Genomic DNA, 14,040 nt, shown 5'->3' with positions numbered 1-14,040 from the left:
CTCGTAAGCCGAGAATTGGTCGAAGGGGGTCAAAATTCGGGCGTCGACACGGGGTCAGTTTTCAGGCGACACCGACACAGCATGACGATGAACTTCGGCAGATGCCGACAGACCATGCGCAGGACGACTGAGCGCGGCTGACCTAAATTCTCGTTAATAGTCCCCCGGAATGGAAACAATCCCGCTGAAGAGCCTGCTTGGCGACCTAGAGCTGACCCACGAGTTGGTGGAGGCGGTCCGCTCGAGAGCGAGTATCGCCTGAAACCTGAAGAACAGCGTCAAGGCCGCCATGCGCCCGAAGGTCCTCCGACAGCTCCTTAAGTACAACTACCCATCTGACCGTTAGGGAGAGCGGTCGGACTGGTAATTGAGCAGGCCGAGCTGCTCTCTGGCGGCGCGGTCGACTCCGTCTAGCGAGACCGCCGGGTCCAGGCAGCGACTCTTCGTGTAGAGGTACGAGAACCACCGAAGAATCTGGCCCACCAATTACGCGGCTTCGATTGCGGCTCCGGCCTCGGTTCACTCGGTAGGTAATACCGCTTAAACGAGTAGCCGGGTGTGGGGCAGTCGCAGTACTTGCCGCAGTTGCAATGCTGCCCGTAACGGATATTCATTATCGGGTCGGGAAGCGCGCCTCGCTCGCCCATAGTGCGACGCCGCCGTTCACTCATCCGTCTAGCGTAACGACCAACTGCAAGTCTGACGGCGTAATAGGCCACATGCCCGCCCGCTAGCTAGGCGTTCGGGCGCGGTGGGATGTTCGGCAGCCGAACGATTTTGGGCCGCCAGGCTTCTTAATGTCTCTGGAGTACCCAGTGATCGCGACTCACTTTCTGCAACACATGTCCCGGCGGCATGGAGAACATGCCTTCGCTGTGGACCCAATCGGAATATCCGTGTTGGATCAGAAATCTCCTCAACGCTTTATCGAGACTGTGGAACCCCTGTTCCGCACTCTCAGTCACGGTCCCTTCGGGAGTCTCCGTAATCCAGTACCATTCTGGGGCCTCAACGCCGACTCGTCTCTTATGAAAGTGTGTGCGCGAGAGGAGCGTAGGCGCTGCAGGTTCCACGTCGTTGTCATCCGTGCGGTAGTCCTTTATGCCAACCGCAGCCCGGATCTTCCGCCAGATGCTCACCATCACTCCTCAGCTCGAACTACGGGTCGGTGTCGTCCAGTTAGTCGGGAAGTGATCTTGCTTGGATGGTATTCGCGTGTTATCGACACGGCAATTGGGACTGAAGACAGGAAAGCGCCCTTGCGCCTGGTCGATTCCCGGCAGCTCCACTTTGAACGAGGATGGCCAGAGCGCATGTTCGCTCTGGCCCTTCTCGTTGAGGAGGCATGCGCAGCCAAGCCAAAATGTTCTGTGTGCAGGCTGGCCGCCAGCGCCTCGACGTCGAACGGCCGGTCCAGCAGGGCGTGCCGTTGCTCGCGATCGACGAGTCGACTGATCTCCACGATCTGGTGGGCGAAGAGTCGCCTCACGTCGGGATAAAGCCGATGCAATATCGCGCGTTCGGCCGCGGTGCAGTAGCCGACATGCCCGATCTCGGAGGTCAGATCACGCGGTACAGAAGATCGAGCCGCGCCGCGACGGCGGGTTTGTCGGCGAACAGTTCGATTCCCCGCGTAACGCCCGCTGAGCGGCCCGCTTAGATTCCCATCTTGAGGCTGGCGCCGGCATCGACGAACAATTGCTGCCCCGTCACATAACGCGATTCGTCCGAGGCGAGGTAGACCACGGCATGCGAGATGTCTTCGGGCTCGACATAGGGGATGGGCATCGCCTGCAGAACGGGAAAGACGAGTTCGGCATCCTCGCGCGACGGGTCCGTCAGATCCGGTCGGAACGTCCGGTACATCGGCAGGTTGTGCAGCATGTCGGTGTTCACGTTGGTCGGGTGGACCGTGTTGATCCGAACCCCGTGTGGCGCCATCGTGAGTGCGAGCGCCTTCGTGTATTCGCGGATCATTTTCTTGGCCATGCCGTACCCCGCACCGCCGGGTCCCTGCGGTCCACCGCCGGTGGCGAGATCCTTCTGCTCGACCAGGCCCGCGATCGATCCGGTGACGATCACGGACCCGCCCGGCCCGAGATGCTCGAGCCCGAGGTGAACCGTATTGACCACGCCCACGAAGTCCACGTCGAACGCGTCGATGAAGCCGCGGTACGGAATGTGGTTGCCCTGCGGGCAGATTCCTGCATTGGCGACGACGATGTGCAAGCCACCGAGTTCGGCGACGGCGTCGTCGAGCACCTTCTTCAGGGTAGGTCGGTCGCGGACATCCACCGCGGCCGTGACGACGCGTCGCCCCGCCTTTTCGACCAGCGTCGCAGTCTCGTCGAGGTCGGCCGGGGTGGCCAACGGATACTCGTTGGAGGGAATGTCCGCGCAGATGTCCAAGGCGATGATGTCGGCGCCCTCATCGGCCATGTGTATGGCATGGCTGCGACCCTGACCACGCGCTGCGCCGGTGATCACTGCCACCTTGCCTGTGAGACGGTTCATTCAGCTCTCCCATACGCTTGGGCGTCGACCATCAGGCTGGATGATAGAACACATCGTGTAAATCCGTACACAGTCGAAAGGTCTCGCTACCGCGGGGAGGGCTTCGATGAGATTGGTGTGACAACAGTTTTTTTCGCGACCAGCGGCGGTGCGTCACATGACTGTGCGTTCGTCGCGGCCCATGGCTTCCGGCCGGGTATGGAACTCGCGGACCATCGCCTGGATCGTGTAGGACGCCACCAACCGCCCGCCCTCCGTGAACACGTAACCGTCACCTTGGACCAGTCCGCGTCCGGCCCAGAACGCGCGGTTGGTATACAGCAGCCAGTCTGTGACGTCCGCATCTTCGTGGAATGCGATTGTGGCCTTCATGATCCCGGTGGACAAGGTGCGATGTGCAAGGGCCTCGCCAAACCCTCTGTGCGGCAACATGCCCGCGGCGATCGTCCAATGAGTACTGGACTGAGCCAACAAGGCGGAATGAAGGTAGGGCCGGTCGGGTGCGTCCCGGAACCGAACCCACGCGTTGATCTCCGGCGGTCCCACCCGATCGGGGTTCGAGTCGTACGCGCCGTCTACCACCCGGATCTCGCGACCGGGCATACCGAAGCCTTCGAACGGCTCAGCATCCGACGGCTTCGGGACGTCCGGCATCGCCATCGCGTGACCGATGACGTCGCCGGACCCCGAATCGCTAAGCAGGATGGCGGCGCCGCGAAGGGTGTCGTGCTGCGTGGCACGAACTTCGGCGGTCGAGAACGTGCGGCCCTTACGCAGCAGGTCAACGGACAGCTCGACCGGCGCGGTGAAGGAAGCTGCCTTGAGGAAGACCATCGATGCTGATGTGACCCGTTGCTCGGGAAGGGTTTTGGACACCGCGACGATGGCTTCGGCGAGCAGCTGTCCGCCTTCGACGACGTCGCGCTGCGTCGGGCCGTGCGCGGGGCCGACGAAGTGGTTGGCGCCGCGCGGTTCCACGTCGATGAGCCGCACCAGCTCGGCGGCATCGCCCCACAGCGGGAATCTCGTGGACACCAACGCCCCGTCGGGCCAATGCTCCAGGACGACGATGCGCAACCGGTCGTCGTAAAACGCGACGTGGTCGGCGATTCCCGCAACTTCGGGCAGCGGCGTCGGGTAGGCCCACGCGACGTTGTCGATCGATTGGCCCGCGGCCGACAGGCTCCAGTAGGAGGCGCGGCCCTTGAATGGACAAACGGTCGTGTGCTCGCTGGGCTCGAGCAGCTCCCAGCGCACGTCCGCCTTCGGGAAGTACAGCCGGTCGACGTGATCGCTTTCGGTGACCACAAGGCACTTTTCGCTCTCGGCGACGAGCAGGTTCCCGAGCCACACCTGCCCGGTGAAGGGGCTGCGCTCGATGCCGATCCGGTAGTCGGGGTGCGCCGGCCAAGCCGACTCGACTTGTCCGGTCATGAGCGCATCGGCCCCGTCGGTGATTTGAGAACGAGGGACTCCAGGCCGACATCGGGATTGTCGATGGCGCTGGCGAAAGTGCCTGCGAGAACGTCTGCGACAGCGTCGGGCGTCATTCGGCTCTCTTGGACGAGTCCGCGCGCGAGCCATTCGGTGAGCGCTGTGCCGAGCAGGTCGGGGTCGAACTGTGAGGTGAAGTCCGTCGGGACGGTGCCGCTGATCTCCACGCAGCTGAACCGGTATCCCGGCTTCTCCAGACGCCACGAGACCAGGCAGCGCTCCATCGCCGCCTTGCTCGAGGAGTAGGCGCCGAGCGCCGTGTGCGGATGGCGCACCGAATCCGACGACAGCGCAGCGACGATCGCCGTCGGGTCGAGTATCGGAAGATGGGCTCGGATGAGTTCGTGTACGCCGATCACGTTGGTTTCGAACACATCTCGCCAGTCCTCTGCGTCGGTGTCGGAGAACATCTTCAGAGGTGCGTATCCCGACGAGATCAGCAGGATGTCGACTTCGCCGAGCACCTCGCCGGCCACCTCGGCGAGTCGTGCGCAATCGGCAGGCTTGCGCACGTCGACCGCCACCGTCACTCCACGGCCCGCCTCCGCAACCACCTCATCGAGCTTGTCGACGCGGCGTGCGGCGAGGACCACCTCGGCGCCGTCTTTGCCCGCCCGTACGGCGAAGGAGCGCCCGATGCCGGCGGATGCGCCCACCACGACCACCTTCTTGCCGGCTAGCGACAGCTCACCCATGCCACCTCTGCTTTCATGCTCCCGAAGCCTACGGCCAGAAATAGAACATTATTACAGAATATGTATCACTGTTCGCGATTGAAGGATCAGCGCAGGCCGTTGACGGCGAACTTCTCGACGTAACGACGCACAGTGGTGGGCTTGGACATGTCGAAGGTCTGAGCTTTGTTCACCGTCGAGAATGAGTAGATGATCCTGGCAAGCCATTCACTGGCGGCCTTGACGTCGATGTTCGTCCCGACCTCGCCACGCTCCTGGGCCTCCCGCACGTAGGGTACGAGAAACTCGGTCGTGCGCCGTACAGCCGAATCGCCGTCGGCGATCATGTGCCGCATCAATTCGGCGTCGTCAGCCATCAGGCGGTTCCGCGTCCGATGATCGAGCAGGATTCTGGCGTGGGTTTCGGCCATGGCGCCAAGCTTCTCGGCCAGTGTGGACTTCTTCGCCATCGCCGCCGCGACTTCCTGGTAGAACTTCTGGGCGCCGTACTCGATGGCCGCCTCGATGAGAATCGTGCGGTCCTCGAAGTAGCGGTACACCGTGCCCCGCGACACGTTCGCAACCCGGGCGACATCCTGCACGCTCGTGCGTTGGATCCCCAGTTGCGAGAAGCACAAGTTCGCCGCCTCGAGGATCTGGTCTCGGCGGTCGGACTCCTGCTGCTCGTCGAGCTCGGCCGTGGCCCGCTCAGTCGCCATGTCGCTCCCTCGTCGCTGGGATCAAGCAGTTTTGAACCCTTCTATGCTACGTGACAGCTCGTGTTCAGGCGTTCCGGCGCACCGCCCCGACGACAGGCGGAGACGCTCGGCGGATACTGATCATAGTGACACATCACGTTCAATTGTTACACTCCGTGGGCGCGGGTGTCGCGAGATGACGAGGGAGGTTTGTCGTGGACCTCGGGTTGAGGGGCCGCAACTTCGTCATCGTCGGAGGAACGACCGGCATGGGGTTTGCCGCTGCCGAACAGCTTGCCCACGACGGTGCCAACGTGGCGCTACTGGCGCGCGACGGTGAGCGTGCCGTCGACAAGGCGTCTCTGTTGTCCGGCCGACACGGCGTCCGTGCCGTGGGGATCAGCGTCGACGCCGCGGCCCCCGGCGACGGTGTTGCGCGCGCCGTCGATGAAGCCGCCGACAGGCTCGGCGATCTGCGGGGATTGGCAGTGACGGCGGGCCCGATGAAGCAGCAGGGGCCGTTCCTCGAGCACACCGACGAAACGTGGGACTGGTACTACCAGATGATCCTGATGGCGACTGTGCGCTCCTGCCGCGCGATCATTCCGCATCTGCAACGCACCGGCGGCGGCACGGTGGTGACGACGGCCGCGTACTCGGTGCGCGCACCGAAAGTCCTGATACCGCCGTACAACGCGCTCAAGGCCGCCGTCCTCACAATGTCGAAGATTCTCGCGAAAACGCATGGGCCCGATAACATCCGGGTGAACACCGTTTGTCCTGGATTGTTCGACACCGAGGTGAACGACTTCATCCGCGCCCGGCGGGCAGCGGAATACAACGTGCCGGAGGAAGACGCGATCTACACCCACCTGTCCAGCAATCCCGCCTGGAACATGCGGGTGGCGCTCGACCGCGGAGGCCGCCCGAATGAGGCGGGGGAGTTGATCGCTTTCCTATTGAGCGATCGGGCGGCGTACATGACCGGCGCAGCGATCAACATCGACGGCGGCACCGACTTCTAGATCCCGACCCGGTCGGCGAGCAGGCTGCGGTGGTAGGCGGCATCACCCAGAAGATGCTCCGACGATTTCGCTCGCTTGAAGTACATGTGCGCGGGATGCTCCCAGGTGAAGCCGATTCCGCCGTGGATCTGGATGTTCGCCGCGGCCGCTTTGGTGTAGACGTCCGAGCAATAGGCCTTGGCGAGCGAGGCGGCGGCGGGAAGTTCGTCCAGTCGCTGCGCAGTGGTGTGCACCGCGTATTGCGCCGCGCCTCGAGCGCACTCGATCTCGAGCATCAAATCGGCACACTTGTGCCGGACCGCTTGGAAAGACCCGATCGGCCTGCCGAATTGGCGGCGCGTCTTCGCGTAGTCGACGGCGATTTCCAGGCACCGCTGCGCGCCCCCGACCTGTTCGACCGCGAGACAGGCGGCCGCGATGTCGAGCGCGTGCGACAACGCAGGCCAGGCCTGCCCCTCCGTGCCGATCAACTCGGCCGGGGTGTCGTCGAAGTCGATACGGGCCTGGCGCCGCGTCGCGTCAAGCGTCGACAGCATCCGGCGCGACAGTCCCTCGGTGTCATCCACCGCGAACAGTGAAACGCCGGTGTCCGTCCGGGCTACCACCAGCAGCAGGTCGGCAATGTGACCGTCCAAGACGAATGTCTTGCTGCCATTGATGAACCACTGTGTTCCGCGGCGACGCGCGCTGGTGTGGATCGTCTCCGCACTCCACCGGCCAGACTGCTCGGTCAGCGCCAGCGCGGCGATGGTCTCGCCCGTCGCGATGCGTGGAAGGTATCGAGACTGGGCGCCCTCGTCGTCGCAGCACATCAGGGCGCTGCCCGCCATCACGACGGAGCCGAAGAACGGGCCGGGCAACAAGGCGCGCCCCGACTCCTCGACGACCACGCCCAATTCGGCGTAGCCATAACCGCTTCCACCGAATTGCTCACCAATGGCCAACCCCTGGAGCCCGAGTTGGTCGGCCATCTGGCGCCACACCTCGCGGTCATAGCCTTCGGGAGTCTCCATGACGCGGCGAACTTCGTGCTCGGGTGACTTCAGCTCGAAGAATCCGCGGACCGTCCGGCGCAACTCTTCCTGCTCGTCGGTCGCCGCGAACCCGTCTGTGGTGCCGGACAACTCAACGGCTCCCTGCATCGCGTCCGGTCGGGTCGACACGAGGATCGGGGCTGTCCCGGCGAAGGGTGCGCAGCCACGCGCCGACAGGTGCGGGTGCGCGAACCGGCGCACCGCGGCGACCGGGATCGGCATCCCAGAAGTCCCGCCACGACGGGAACGCGTCGTGCAGGTTTCCGTCGTGCCGTGGCCGGCCAGGCCACCGCATCTTCTGCGTGCCCACCGGTGGGTCGGTGATATCGGACTCGTACCAGAACAGGGGTGTGCGCCTGCGGAAGTACCAGTGACCTTCCCGGCACTCGTAGCTGTCCAAGTAGGCGAGCATCTCGATCACCCACGCCGACTCCGTCTCGAGGTCGTTGCGGGAGTAGACGAGTCCGGAGGCGGTGAGGGTGTCGTGGATGTCGATGACGTGTCCGAGCACCCCGTGCGCACTGCCCAGCAGGTTGTGGCGGAGTTCGGTGTCATACCAGTCGCGCAATGCAGCACGGCCGTGCAGTTTTCCGGGCACTTTCACGTCATCGACGAAGAGATTGACCAGCGCGTCGAGGTCCCGCATGTCCAAGGCGACCGCGTATTTCGCTGCGAGCTGGCGGATTTCATCGAGAGCTTCGAGGCGTTCGATTCGCGCTTCGAGATCGGTCAGGGACGTCACGAGAGTTCTCCCGCCGCCATCAACGCCGTCAAGCGCGCCTTGTCGATCTTGTTCGTGGTGGTGTAGGGGAGGAGGCTCGGATCGGCGAGGATCACCCAGTTCTTCGGCACCTTGTATGCCGCAAGCCGTTTTCGACATTCGGTCACCAGATCGGCCGCCGACGCCGTGTACCCCTCGTTGAGCACGACCGCGGCACCGACGATCGCGCCCTTGTCGGCGTCGGGAACTCCGATGACGTAGGCGATGCGCACCGCATCGATTCGTCCCAGTGCGGCCTCGACCTCCATGGGCGCGACGTTGGTGCCCGAGGTCTTGATCATCTCGTCGAGGCGGCCCGCGAAATACAAGTGACCGTCGTCGTCACGGTAGCCGGCGTCCTTGGTGTGCAGCCAGCCGTCGCGGTCCACCACCTCGTGCCACTGCTTGCCCACCATTCCGCGCATCATCGCCGTACCACGCACACAGATTTCGCCGGTGACGCCGTTGGGTACCTCGTTACCGGCATCGTCGACGATCTTGTGCTCAAAGCCCGGCGCGGCGACGCCCAACGAGCCCCGTTTGGATTCAGGCAGTTGCTCGTGCGGCGGCCACCAGGTGTGAGAACTGCAGGTCTCGGTCATCCCGAGTTGTGCCACACGCAGTGACGGGTCTGGGGTGCGTCGTTCGGGTGCCAGCAGCACCTGTTGGTAGCCCTCACGCACGCTTGACAGGTCGGTCGACGCGAAGTCGGGATGATTGGTCAGCGCCGGACCGATATGCGGGAATCCCGTTGTATAGGTTGCTTTTTCACTTTCCAAAAGACGCAATACCATCCCCGCGTCGAACTTGTGCTCCGTGAGAATCGTGGCGCCCACCTGCATGGGGCCGAGAAATCCGAATACCAGTCCGGCAACCCAGAAGAACACCATGGGCACGTAGATGCGGTCGCTGGCGTCCCAGTCGTGGGCGGTGGCGATGAATCGGGAATGGGTGATCGCCGTGCCGTGGGTGTGGATTATGCCCTTCGGATTCGACGTGCTGCCCGACGTGTAGATGACGAGCAGGTCGTCGGCGGCCCGCACCGTCGCCTCGCATGTTTCGCGGAAGCTCGGTGCGACGGGGTCGGGCCATGCGGCCGGCCAGCCGCGAGTTGTCTCACCGAGCGGAAAGACGTTGCGCAACTGGGGGAGTCGCTCGGTGCGCAGTTGTCCGTTGACCACCTGCCACTCGCCGGTAGCGGTCTCGATCCGGTCGAGCACGTCTCGTCCGAGCAGCGTCTCCACCGCGAGCAGGGTGTGGATGTCGGCGTCGCGTAGCACCCAGTGCAACTCGGCGGCCTGGAAGAAGGTGTTGATCGGTACCGCGACGGCCCCGATGCGGGTGATCGCCAGGAAAGCCGTGACGAAATCGGCGCCGTTGGGGGCCAGTACGCCGACGCGGACGCTTTTGGTGACGCCGCTGGCGAGCAGTCGGGCCGCCATGTCGGCGGAACGGGTCTGCGCCTCGGCGTAGGTGATCCGTTCCACGGCGCCGTCGGCGGTGGCGGTCACCACGAGATCGTTGGAGCCGTGGGCACCGACGACGGCCGACAGCATGGCCGGTAGGACCGCGCCGTAGGGGAGCGGTTCGTATCGGAACACCGGTGTCGTCATTGGCATCGACGTCATTCGACCACCCAGCGGGGTTCCCGCTTCTCGGCGAACGCTGCCATCCCCTCGTGATAGTCGGGGTGAGTCATCTGGTGCTGCAGGACGTAGCGGTACGCCACGTCGTTAGCGGCGTGCAGGCCGACGTCCAGGCTGGCCCACATCGCCTTGACCGACGCCTGTACGGTCGCCGGCGACAGCTTGGCGATCGACAAGGCGATCTCGCGGGCACGTTCCTGGAGTCGCTGCGCCGGCACCACCTCGTTGATCAGGCCGATCTCATGCCCCCGCTGCGCGGTGATGCGGCCGTCTCTGCTCATCAGTCCCAGTTGCATCACCATCGACAACGGCATGCGCCGCAGCAGCACGGCCGGCTCGAGCGCGAACACGTTGCCGACCTGTAGATGGGTGTCGATCAGTTCGGCATGCTCGGCGGCGATGATGAGGTCGGCATCGGCTACCTGATGCAACGCCCCACCGACGGCCATACCGTTGAGCGCGCAGATGACGGGCTTCCAAACGTTGTGGTGCAGCCGGGATCCAGGGACCTTGTTGCGAATTCCGCCTTCGGCGGTGGCGCGGATGTCTTGGCCGGCGCAGAACGCCCGGTCGCCTGCGCCGGTGATGATCGCCACCCGGATGTCGGAGTCATCGCGTACCCGACCCCAAGCCCAACCCAGTTCCGTGCGTGCCAGATCGTCAGTGGCGTTGAGCCGTTCGGGACGGTTGATGGTGATCGTCGCGACGTGGTCGCTGACGTCGAACAGAATCCTCTTCAGATCCATCGAATCCCCTGGGCTCGAACCGCATGCGGTAATGAACAGGCTATCAGTCTGTGTTCTATCGTTCTGTTCGTTGCTACGGCATCCACTGGCCACCCGAGACCGAGATGAGCTGGCCGGTGAGGTGTTTGGCCGCCGGTGAGCACAGAAACGCAACCGTGTGCGCGACGTCCTGCGGTTCGCCGAGGCGTCCCATCAGTGTCGATCCGCGCATATCGTCGAGCTCGTCGTCGGTCTTTCGCGACAGCAGCCACGGCGTTTCCGTGGTTCCCACCACCACCGTGTTCACCCTGACGCCGAACGGGCCCAACTGCACCGCCATCAGGCGGCTGAGACCTTCCACACCCGCTTTCGCGGCCGCGTACGCCGGCGGGCCGGTCCGGACACCGTGCGCCGACACCGAGCTGATGTTGACGATCGTCCCGGACTTCTCCTGGACCATCTGGCGCGCGACCACCTGCCCCATCACGAACGTGCCCTTGAGGTTGACGGCGACGATGCGGTCCCAGTCCTCGTCGGTTTGGTCCAGGAAGCTGCCGGGCAGAGTCATTCCGGCGTTGTTGACCAGGACCCGGATCGGCCCATGTGCGTCGGCCAGCTCGCCCATCGCCCGCTCGACCGCCCGTCGGTCGGTGATCGACAGGTGCAGCGGGATCAGTCGGCCGTCCCGCGCGGCGTCTGAGGCTTGTGCGCGCGCGATCGCCTTCTCATTCACGTCGACGACGGCCGTGCGGTAGCCGGCGTCGAGCAGCGTCTCCGCGATTGCTGCCCCGATGCCGCGCGCTCCTCCGGTGACCACCGCGACCGGTCGCGTCTCATCCGACACGGCGGCTCCGAATGTTTCTTGCCTCACGCTCGATCCGGTCGACGGTCGGTCGCACCAGGGCTACGGCCTCCGCCATCATCGCGACCAGATCGCCCACCCCTCCGCCGGATACCCAGAGGTCGATCGCGGCCCGGTTTGCGCCGTTGATCACCGTGGCCGCCAGACGCGGCCGCACGTCGACCGTCGGATCGGCCCTCAGCCACCGCGCGACCTCTGACGTCATCTGGTCGATCCAGTCGTCGTTGATGCGCAGCATCGTGGCGCGTAGCGCGGGAAGATCGCTGTACATCTTGGCCCGGACCAAGAAGATGCCGGGGTTCTCGGTGATCGCCGTGGCGACCGCTTCGGAGGCCTCGGCGAGTGCGTCCGCCAACGAACCGCTGTCAACGGAACGAAAACGACGGGTGGCTTCCGCGAGGCGTTCGGCGTAGCCGTGAAAGAGGATGTCTTCCTTCGCGGCGAAATGGTGAAAGAACGTTCTCGGCGATACGGCTGCCAGCTCGGCGATCTGTTCGACAGTGGTCTGCTCGTAACCGTTGGTGGTGAACAATTCGATGGCGGCTGTGATGAGCGCATCGCGGTTTCGCTGACCCCGCGCGCGACGTTGGTCCATGCTCAGCATCCTGCCAACGTTGCGGTCCCCGAACTGAGGGAAATGACATCGCCCTGCAGGGTCTGGAACCGAACCTGTCCGGCGCCATCGCGCCAGATCTCCGTGCGCAGTTCGGACGCGAGCCTCACCGGTTTGGCGAAGCGGCAGCTGATCGAGGTGAGCGCCGACGGATCGCCATCGCCGGCAACGTTGATCAGCGCCCTGGCCGCGAAGCCCAGCGTGCACAAACCGTGCAGGAACACATCGTCGAAGCCGAATCTGCGGGCAGCGGCGGGGTCGATGTGCAACGGGTTGCGGTCTCCGCTCAGCCGGTAGATCGCCGCCTGCTCGGGGCGAACCTCGTCGGTATAAAGCCCGTCGGGCGCGCGGTGGGGCGCCGGGTCGGCCGAGGCCGGACGCGTCCCGCCGAAGTCACCGGCGCCGAGGACCATCGTCTGTGAGGAGGCCTGAAAGAGGAGGCCTTCGGCGTCGGTGCCCGTCGATGTCACCTCGATGACCGCATGCTTTCCGGTGTCCCACAGCGCGGTCACCTCTGCAGCAACGGAAATCTCGCCGCCGGCGACGACTGGGCGCTCCAGGCTCAAGGACTGCGCCGCATGCACGATGGGGGAAGTGCCGAGGTCGAGTATGGTGCGCAGATCCTTGACCGCCCACCAGTTGGCGACCAACGCGTAGGTCGGCAACACGGCGGGCCCGACATGTTCGTCGAGCAGATGGCGCTCTGCCGGCGGACGTGCTCCGACGCCGAGGGCGTAGAGGATGACATCGGTGGGCGTCCAACGATGTGTCGTAGGGGGCAGTGCGGTGCCGACCGCCGCGGGGGAGACCGTCACACGTGCGGTCACGCGTCCTCCAACAATAGAACGGATTGACGATATTTGTTCAATCGTGCAATATAGTCGCAGTAACTGCAACTATATTCTCGGCGGAGGTAGCGGCGTGCGGTTCGGCGTATTCATCCTCGGTGACAAACCCAACCACCTCACCCATGCGGAGGTGTTCGCCAACGTGCTCGAGGAGGCGCGCTGGGCCGAGGAATTCGGTTACGACGAGGTCTGGTTGGCCGAACATCACTTCTCGCCGTATGGCGCGCTGGCGGACCTTCCGCTGGTTGCGGCGGCGATCGCCGCCCAGACCGATCGGATCCGCATCGGCACCGCCTGCATGGTCGCGCCCTTCCACGACCCCATCCATCTCGCGGAACGAATCGCCATGGCGGACAACCTCAGCGGGGGTCGATTCGATGCCGGCTTCGGGCGGGGCTACCAGGCCCACGAGTTCAAGGGGTTCAGCATCCCGATGGATGAGGCCACCGCTCGATACCAGGAGTGCGTCGAGATCGTCAACCGGTTGCTCACCGAGGAGAACGTCACTTACCACGGAGAGTATTGGCAGCTGCAGGATGTCACCATCCATCCCCGTCCGGTGCAGCATCCGATTCCGGTATGGGGGACGGTGATGAAGACGCCGTCGAGCTTCGAATGGTTGGCGGACAAGGGCTTCGGCGCCATCATCGGCAACCCGTACCAGGTAGACCCAGACCTGCAGGGTGCGTTGGACATCTATCTCCAGACACAGGAGAAGAAGGGGCTCACCGCGGCCACCGGCAACGTCTGGGCGCTGCTGAACGCGTTCTGCCATGAAGACGACGGGTTCGCCCGGACGTATCCTCGCGAGAGCGTCGAGTTGTCCATCGTGACGCATCGCAAGTATTCGAGTCCCTTCGAGCGCGGCGGGGAGATCCCAGCAGATTACAAGGCGTACGCCGACTGGTTCGAGAAGCACGACAAGCAGAGCTACGAGCAGGTGCTCAACTCTCATCTCACCTTGATGGGCAATCCCGACCGGATCATCGAGAAGATGCGCACCGTCATCGACATGGGATGGCGCAACATCATATTGCGGATGTCGCGGGGTGGGGCGATGGATCGCGCGAAAGTCCGTGACTCCATGAAGCTGTTCGCCGAAGAGGTGATTCCTGCGGCGACCGAACTCGCGGCAGCGTCAGCTTGA

Annotated in this window: 14 protein-coding genes; 3 read left to right on the top strand and 11 right to left on the bottom strand. The window is 64.2% G+C overall.

All coding sequences use genetic code 11. From position 1 onward, the window contains the following. The first annotated feature begins 1,345 nt into the window (after positions 1-1,345). On the top strand, positions 1,346-1,660 hold the full coding sequence (locus tag AU198_RS27025) for a hypothetical protein (RefSeq protein ID WP_064348885.1): 315 nt from the start codon (positions 1,346-1,348) through the stop codon (positions 1,658-1,660). Here the strand turns inward: AU198_RS27025 and AU198_RS14710 are convergent. From AU198_RS14710 to AU198_RS14695, 4 genes are all read right to left on the bottom strand, one after another. After that, positions 1,657-2,514 carry a mycofactocin-coupled SDR family oxidoreductase gene (locus AU198_RS14710; RefSeq protein WP_064348884.1) on the bottom strand — a complete coding sequence of 286 codons (858 nt, stop codon included), beginning with the start codon at positions 2,512-2,514 and terminating at the stop codon, positions 1,657-1,659. The two genes, AU198_RS27025 and AU198_RS14710, sit on opposite strands and share 4 nt — an antisense overlap. Before the next feature lie 153 nt (positions 2,515-2,667). Continuing rightward, a complete protein-coding gene (locus AU198_RS14705) occupies positions 2,668-3,948 on the bottom strand; it encodes a DUF427 domain-containing protein (protein ID WP_064348883.1) in 1,281 nt (426 codons plus the stop codon). Next, complete coding sequence (locus AU198_RS14700; RefSeq protein WP_064348882.1) at positions 3,945-4,703, bottom strand: SDR family oxidoreductase; 759 nt, start codon at positions 4,701-4,703, stop codon at positions 3,945-3,947. The genes AU198_RS14705 and AU198_RS14700 overlap by 4 nt, the downstream gene beginning before the upstream one ends. Before the next feature lie 86 nt (positions 4,704-4,789). After that, positions 4,790-5,401, bottom strand: coding sequence for a TetR/AcrR family transcriptional regulator (locus AU198_RS14695; protein WP_064348881.1), 612 nt, complete (start codon positions 5,399-5,401; stop codon positions 4,790-4,792). A 194-nt stretch (positions 5,402-5,595) separates the two neighbouring features. On the opposite strand from AU198_RS14695, the gene AU198_RS14690 reads away from it, so the two are divergent. After that, positions 5,596-6,405 carry an SDR family oxidoreductase gene (locus AU198_RS14690; RefSeq protein ID WP_064348880.1) on the top strand — a complete coding sequence of 270 codons (810 nt, stop codon included), beginning with the start codon at positions 5,596-5,598 and terminating at the stop codon, positions 6,403-6,405. On the opposite strand, the gene AU198_RS14685 is transcribed toward AU198_RS14690, so the two are convergent. The 7 genes from AU198_RS14685 to AU198_RS14655 all read right to left on the bottom strand — a co-directional run bounded on the left by AU198_RS14685 (position 6,402) and on the right by AU198_RS14655 (position 12,872). Then, positions 6,402-7,547, bottom strand: coding sequence for an acyl-CoA dehydrogenase family protein (locus AU198_RS14685; protein WP_064348879.1), 1,146 nt, complete (start codon positions 7,545-7,547; stop codon positions 6,402-6,404). The genes AU198_RS14690 and AU198_RS14685 overlap by 4 nt on opposite strands. Beyond that, positions 7,531-8,181 carry a nuclear transport factor 2 family protein gene (locus tag AU198_RS14680; protein ID WP_064348878.1) on the bottom strand — a complete coding sequence of 217 codons (651 nt, stop codon included), beginning with the start codon at positions 8,179-8,181 and terminating at the stop codon, positions 7,531-7,533. The genes AU198_RS14685 and AU198_RS14680 overlap by 17 nt, the downstream gene beginning before the upstream one ends. Beyond that, positions 8,178-9,827 (bottom strand): class I adenylate-forming enzyme family protein, encoded by a 1,650-nt coding sequence (locus tag AU198_RS14675; RefSeq protein ID WP_064348877.1) that lies wholly within the window; start codon positions 9,825-9,827, stop codon positions 8,178-8,180. Before AU198_RS14675 ends, AU198_RS14680 begins: the two co-directional genes overlap by 4 nt. Beyond that, complete coding sequence (locus AU198_RS14670; protein WP_064348876.1) at positions 9,824-10,591, bottom strand: enoyl-CoA hydratase-related protein; 768 nt, start codon at positions 10,589-10,591, stop codon at positions 9,824-9,826. Before AU198_RS14670 ends, AU198_RS14675 begins: the two co-directional genes overlap by 4 nt. 73 nt (positions 10,592-10,664) lie before the next feature. Beyond that, positions 10,665-11,414 (bottom strand): SDR family NAD(P)-dependent oxidoreductase, encoded by a 750-nt coding sequence (locus AU198_RS14665; RefSeq protein ID WP_064348875.1) that lies wholly within the window; start codon positions 11,412-11,414, stop codon positions 10,665-10,667. Then, the gene (locus AU198_RS14660) at positions 11,404-12,027 is read right to left on the bottom strand and encodes a TetR/AcrR family transcriptional regulator (protein ID WP_064348874.1); all 624 of its coding nucleotides are present in this window, start codon (positions 12,025-12,027) and stop codon (positions 11,404-11,406) included. Before AU198_RS14660 ends, AU198_RS14665 begins: the two co-directional genes overlap by 11 nt. Before the next feature lie 2 nt (positions 12,028-12,029). After that, the gene (locus AU198_RS14655) at positions 12,030-12,872 is read right to left on the bottom strand and encodes a MaoC/PaaZ C-terminal domain-containing protein (RefSeq protein WP_064348873.1); all 843 of its coding nucleotides are present in this window, start codon (positions 12,870-12,872) and stop codon (positions 12,030-12,032) included. Positions 12,873-12,966: 94 nt separating this feature from the next. Between AU198_RS14655 and AU198_RS14650 the strand changes: the two genes are divergently transcribed. Next, entirely contained in the window at positions 12,967-14,040 is a 1,074-nt protein-coding gene (locus AU198_RS14650) for an LLM class flavin-dependent oxidoreductase (RefSeq protein ID WP_064348872.1), read from the top strand.

Origin of the sequence: Mycobacterium sp. GA-1199 (assembly GCF_001500045.1) — a bacterium.
Lineage (GTDB): Bacteria > Actinomycetota > Actinomycetes > Mycobacteriales > Mycobacteriaceae > Mycobacterium.
The sequence above is the reverse complement of the archived record's forward strand: the minus strand, read 5'-3'. Positions and strand labels throughout refer to the sequence as shown.

What these genes read in the sequence shown, in the direction of transcription:
- AU198_RS14705 (WP_064348883.1), bottom strand. Translation starts at nt 3,948, where the DNA reads ATGACCGGACAAGTCGAGTCGGCTTGGCCGGCGCACCCCGACTACCGG.
- AU198_RS14675 (WP_064348877.1), bottom strand. Translation starts at nt 9,827, where the DNA reads ATGACGTCGATGCCAATGACGACACCGGTGTTCCGATACGAACCGCTC.
- AU198_RS14685 (WP_064348879.1), bottom strand. Translation starts at nt 7,547, where the DNA reads ATGCAGGGAGCCGTTGAGTTGTCCGGCACCACAGACGGGTTCGCGGCG.
- AU198_RS27025 (WP_064348885.1), top strand. Translation starts at nt 1,346, where the DNA reads ATGCGCAGCCAAGCCAAAATGTTCTGTGTGCAGGCTGGCCGCCAGCGC.
- AU198_RS14710 (WP_064348884.1), bottom strand. Translation starts at nt 2,514, where the DNA reads ATGAACCGTCTCACAGGCAAGGTGGCAGTGATCACCGGCGCAGCGCGT.
- AU198_RS14695 (WP_064348881.1), bottom strand. Translation starts at nt 5,401, where the DNA reads ATGGCGACTGAGCGGGCCACGGCCGAGCTCGACGAGCAGCAGGAGTCC.
- AU198_RS14700 (WP_064348882.1), bottom strand. Translation starts at nt 4,703, where the DNA reads ATGGGTGAGCTGTCGCTAGCCGGCAAGAAGGTGGTCGTGGTGGGCGCA.
- AU198_RS14660 (WP_064348874.1), bottom strand. Translation starts at nt 12,027, where the DNA reads ATGGACCAACGTCGCGCGCGGGGTCAGCGAAACCGCGATGCGCTCATC.
- AU198_RS14670 (WP_064348876.1), bottom strand. Translation starts at nt 10,591, where the DNA reads ATGGATCTGAAGAGGATTCTGTTCGACGTCAGCGACCACGTCGCGACG.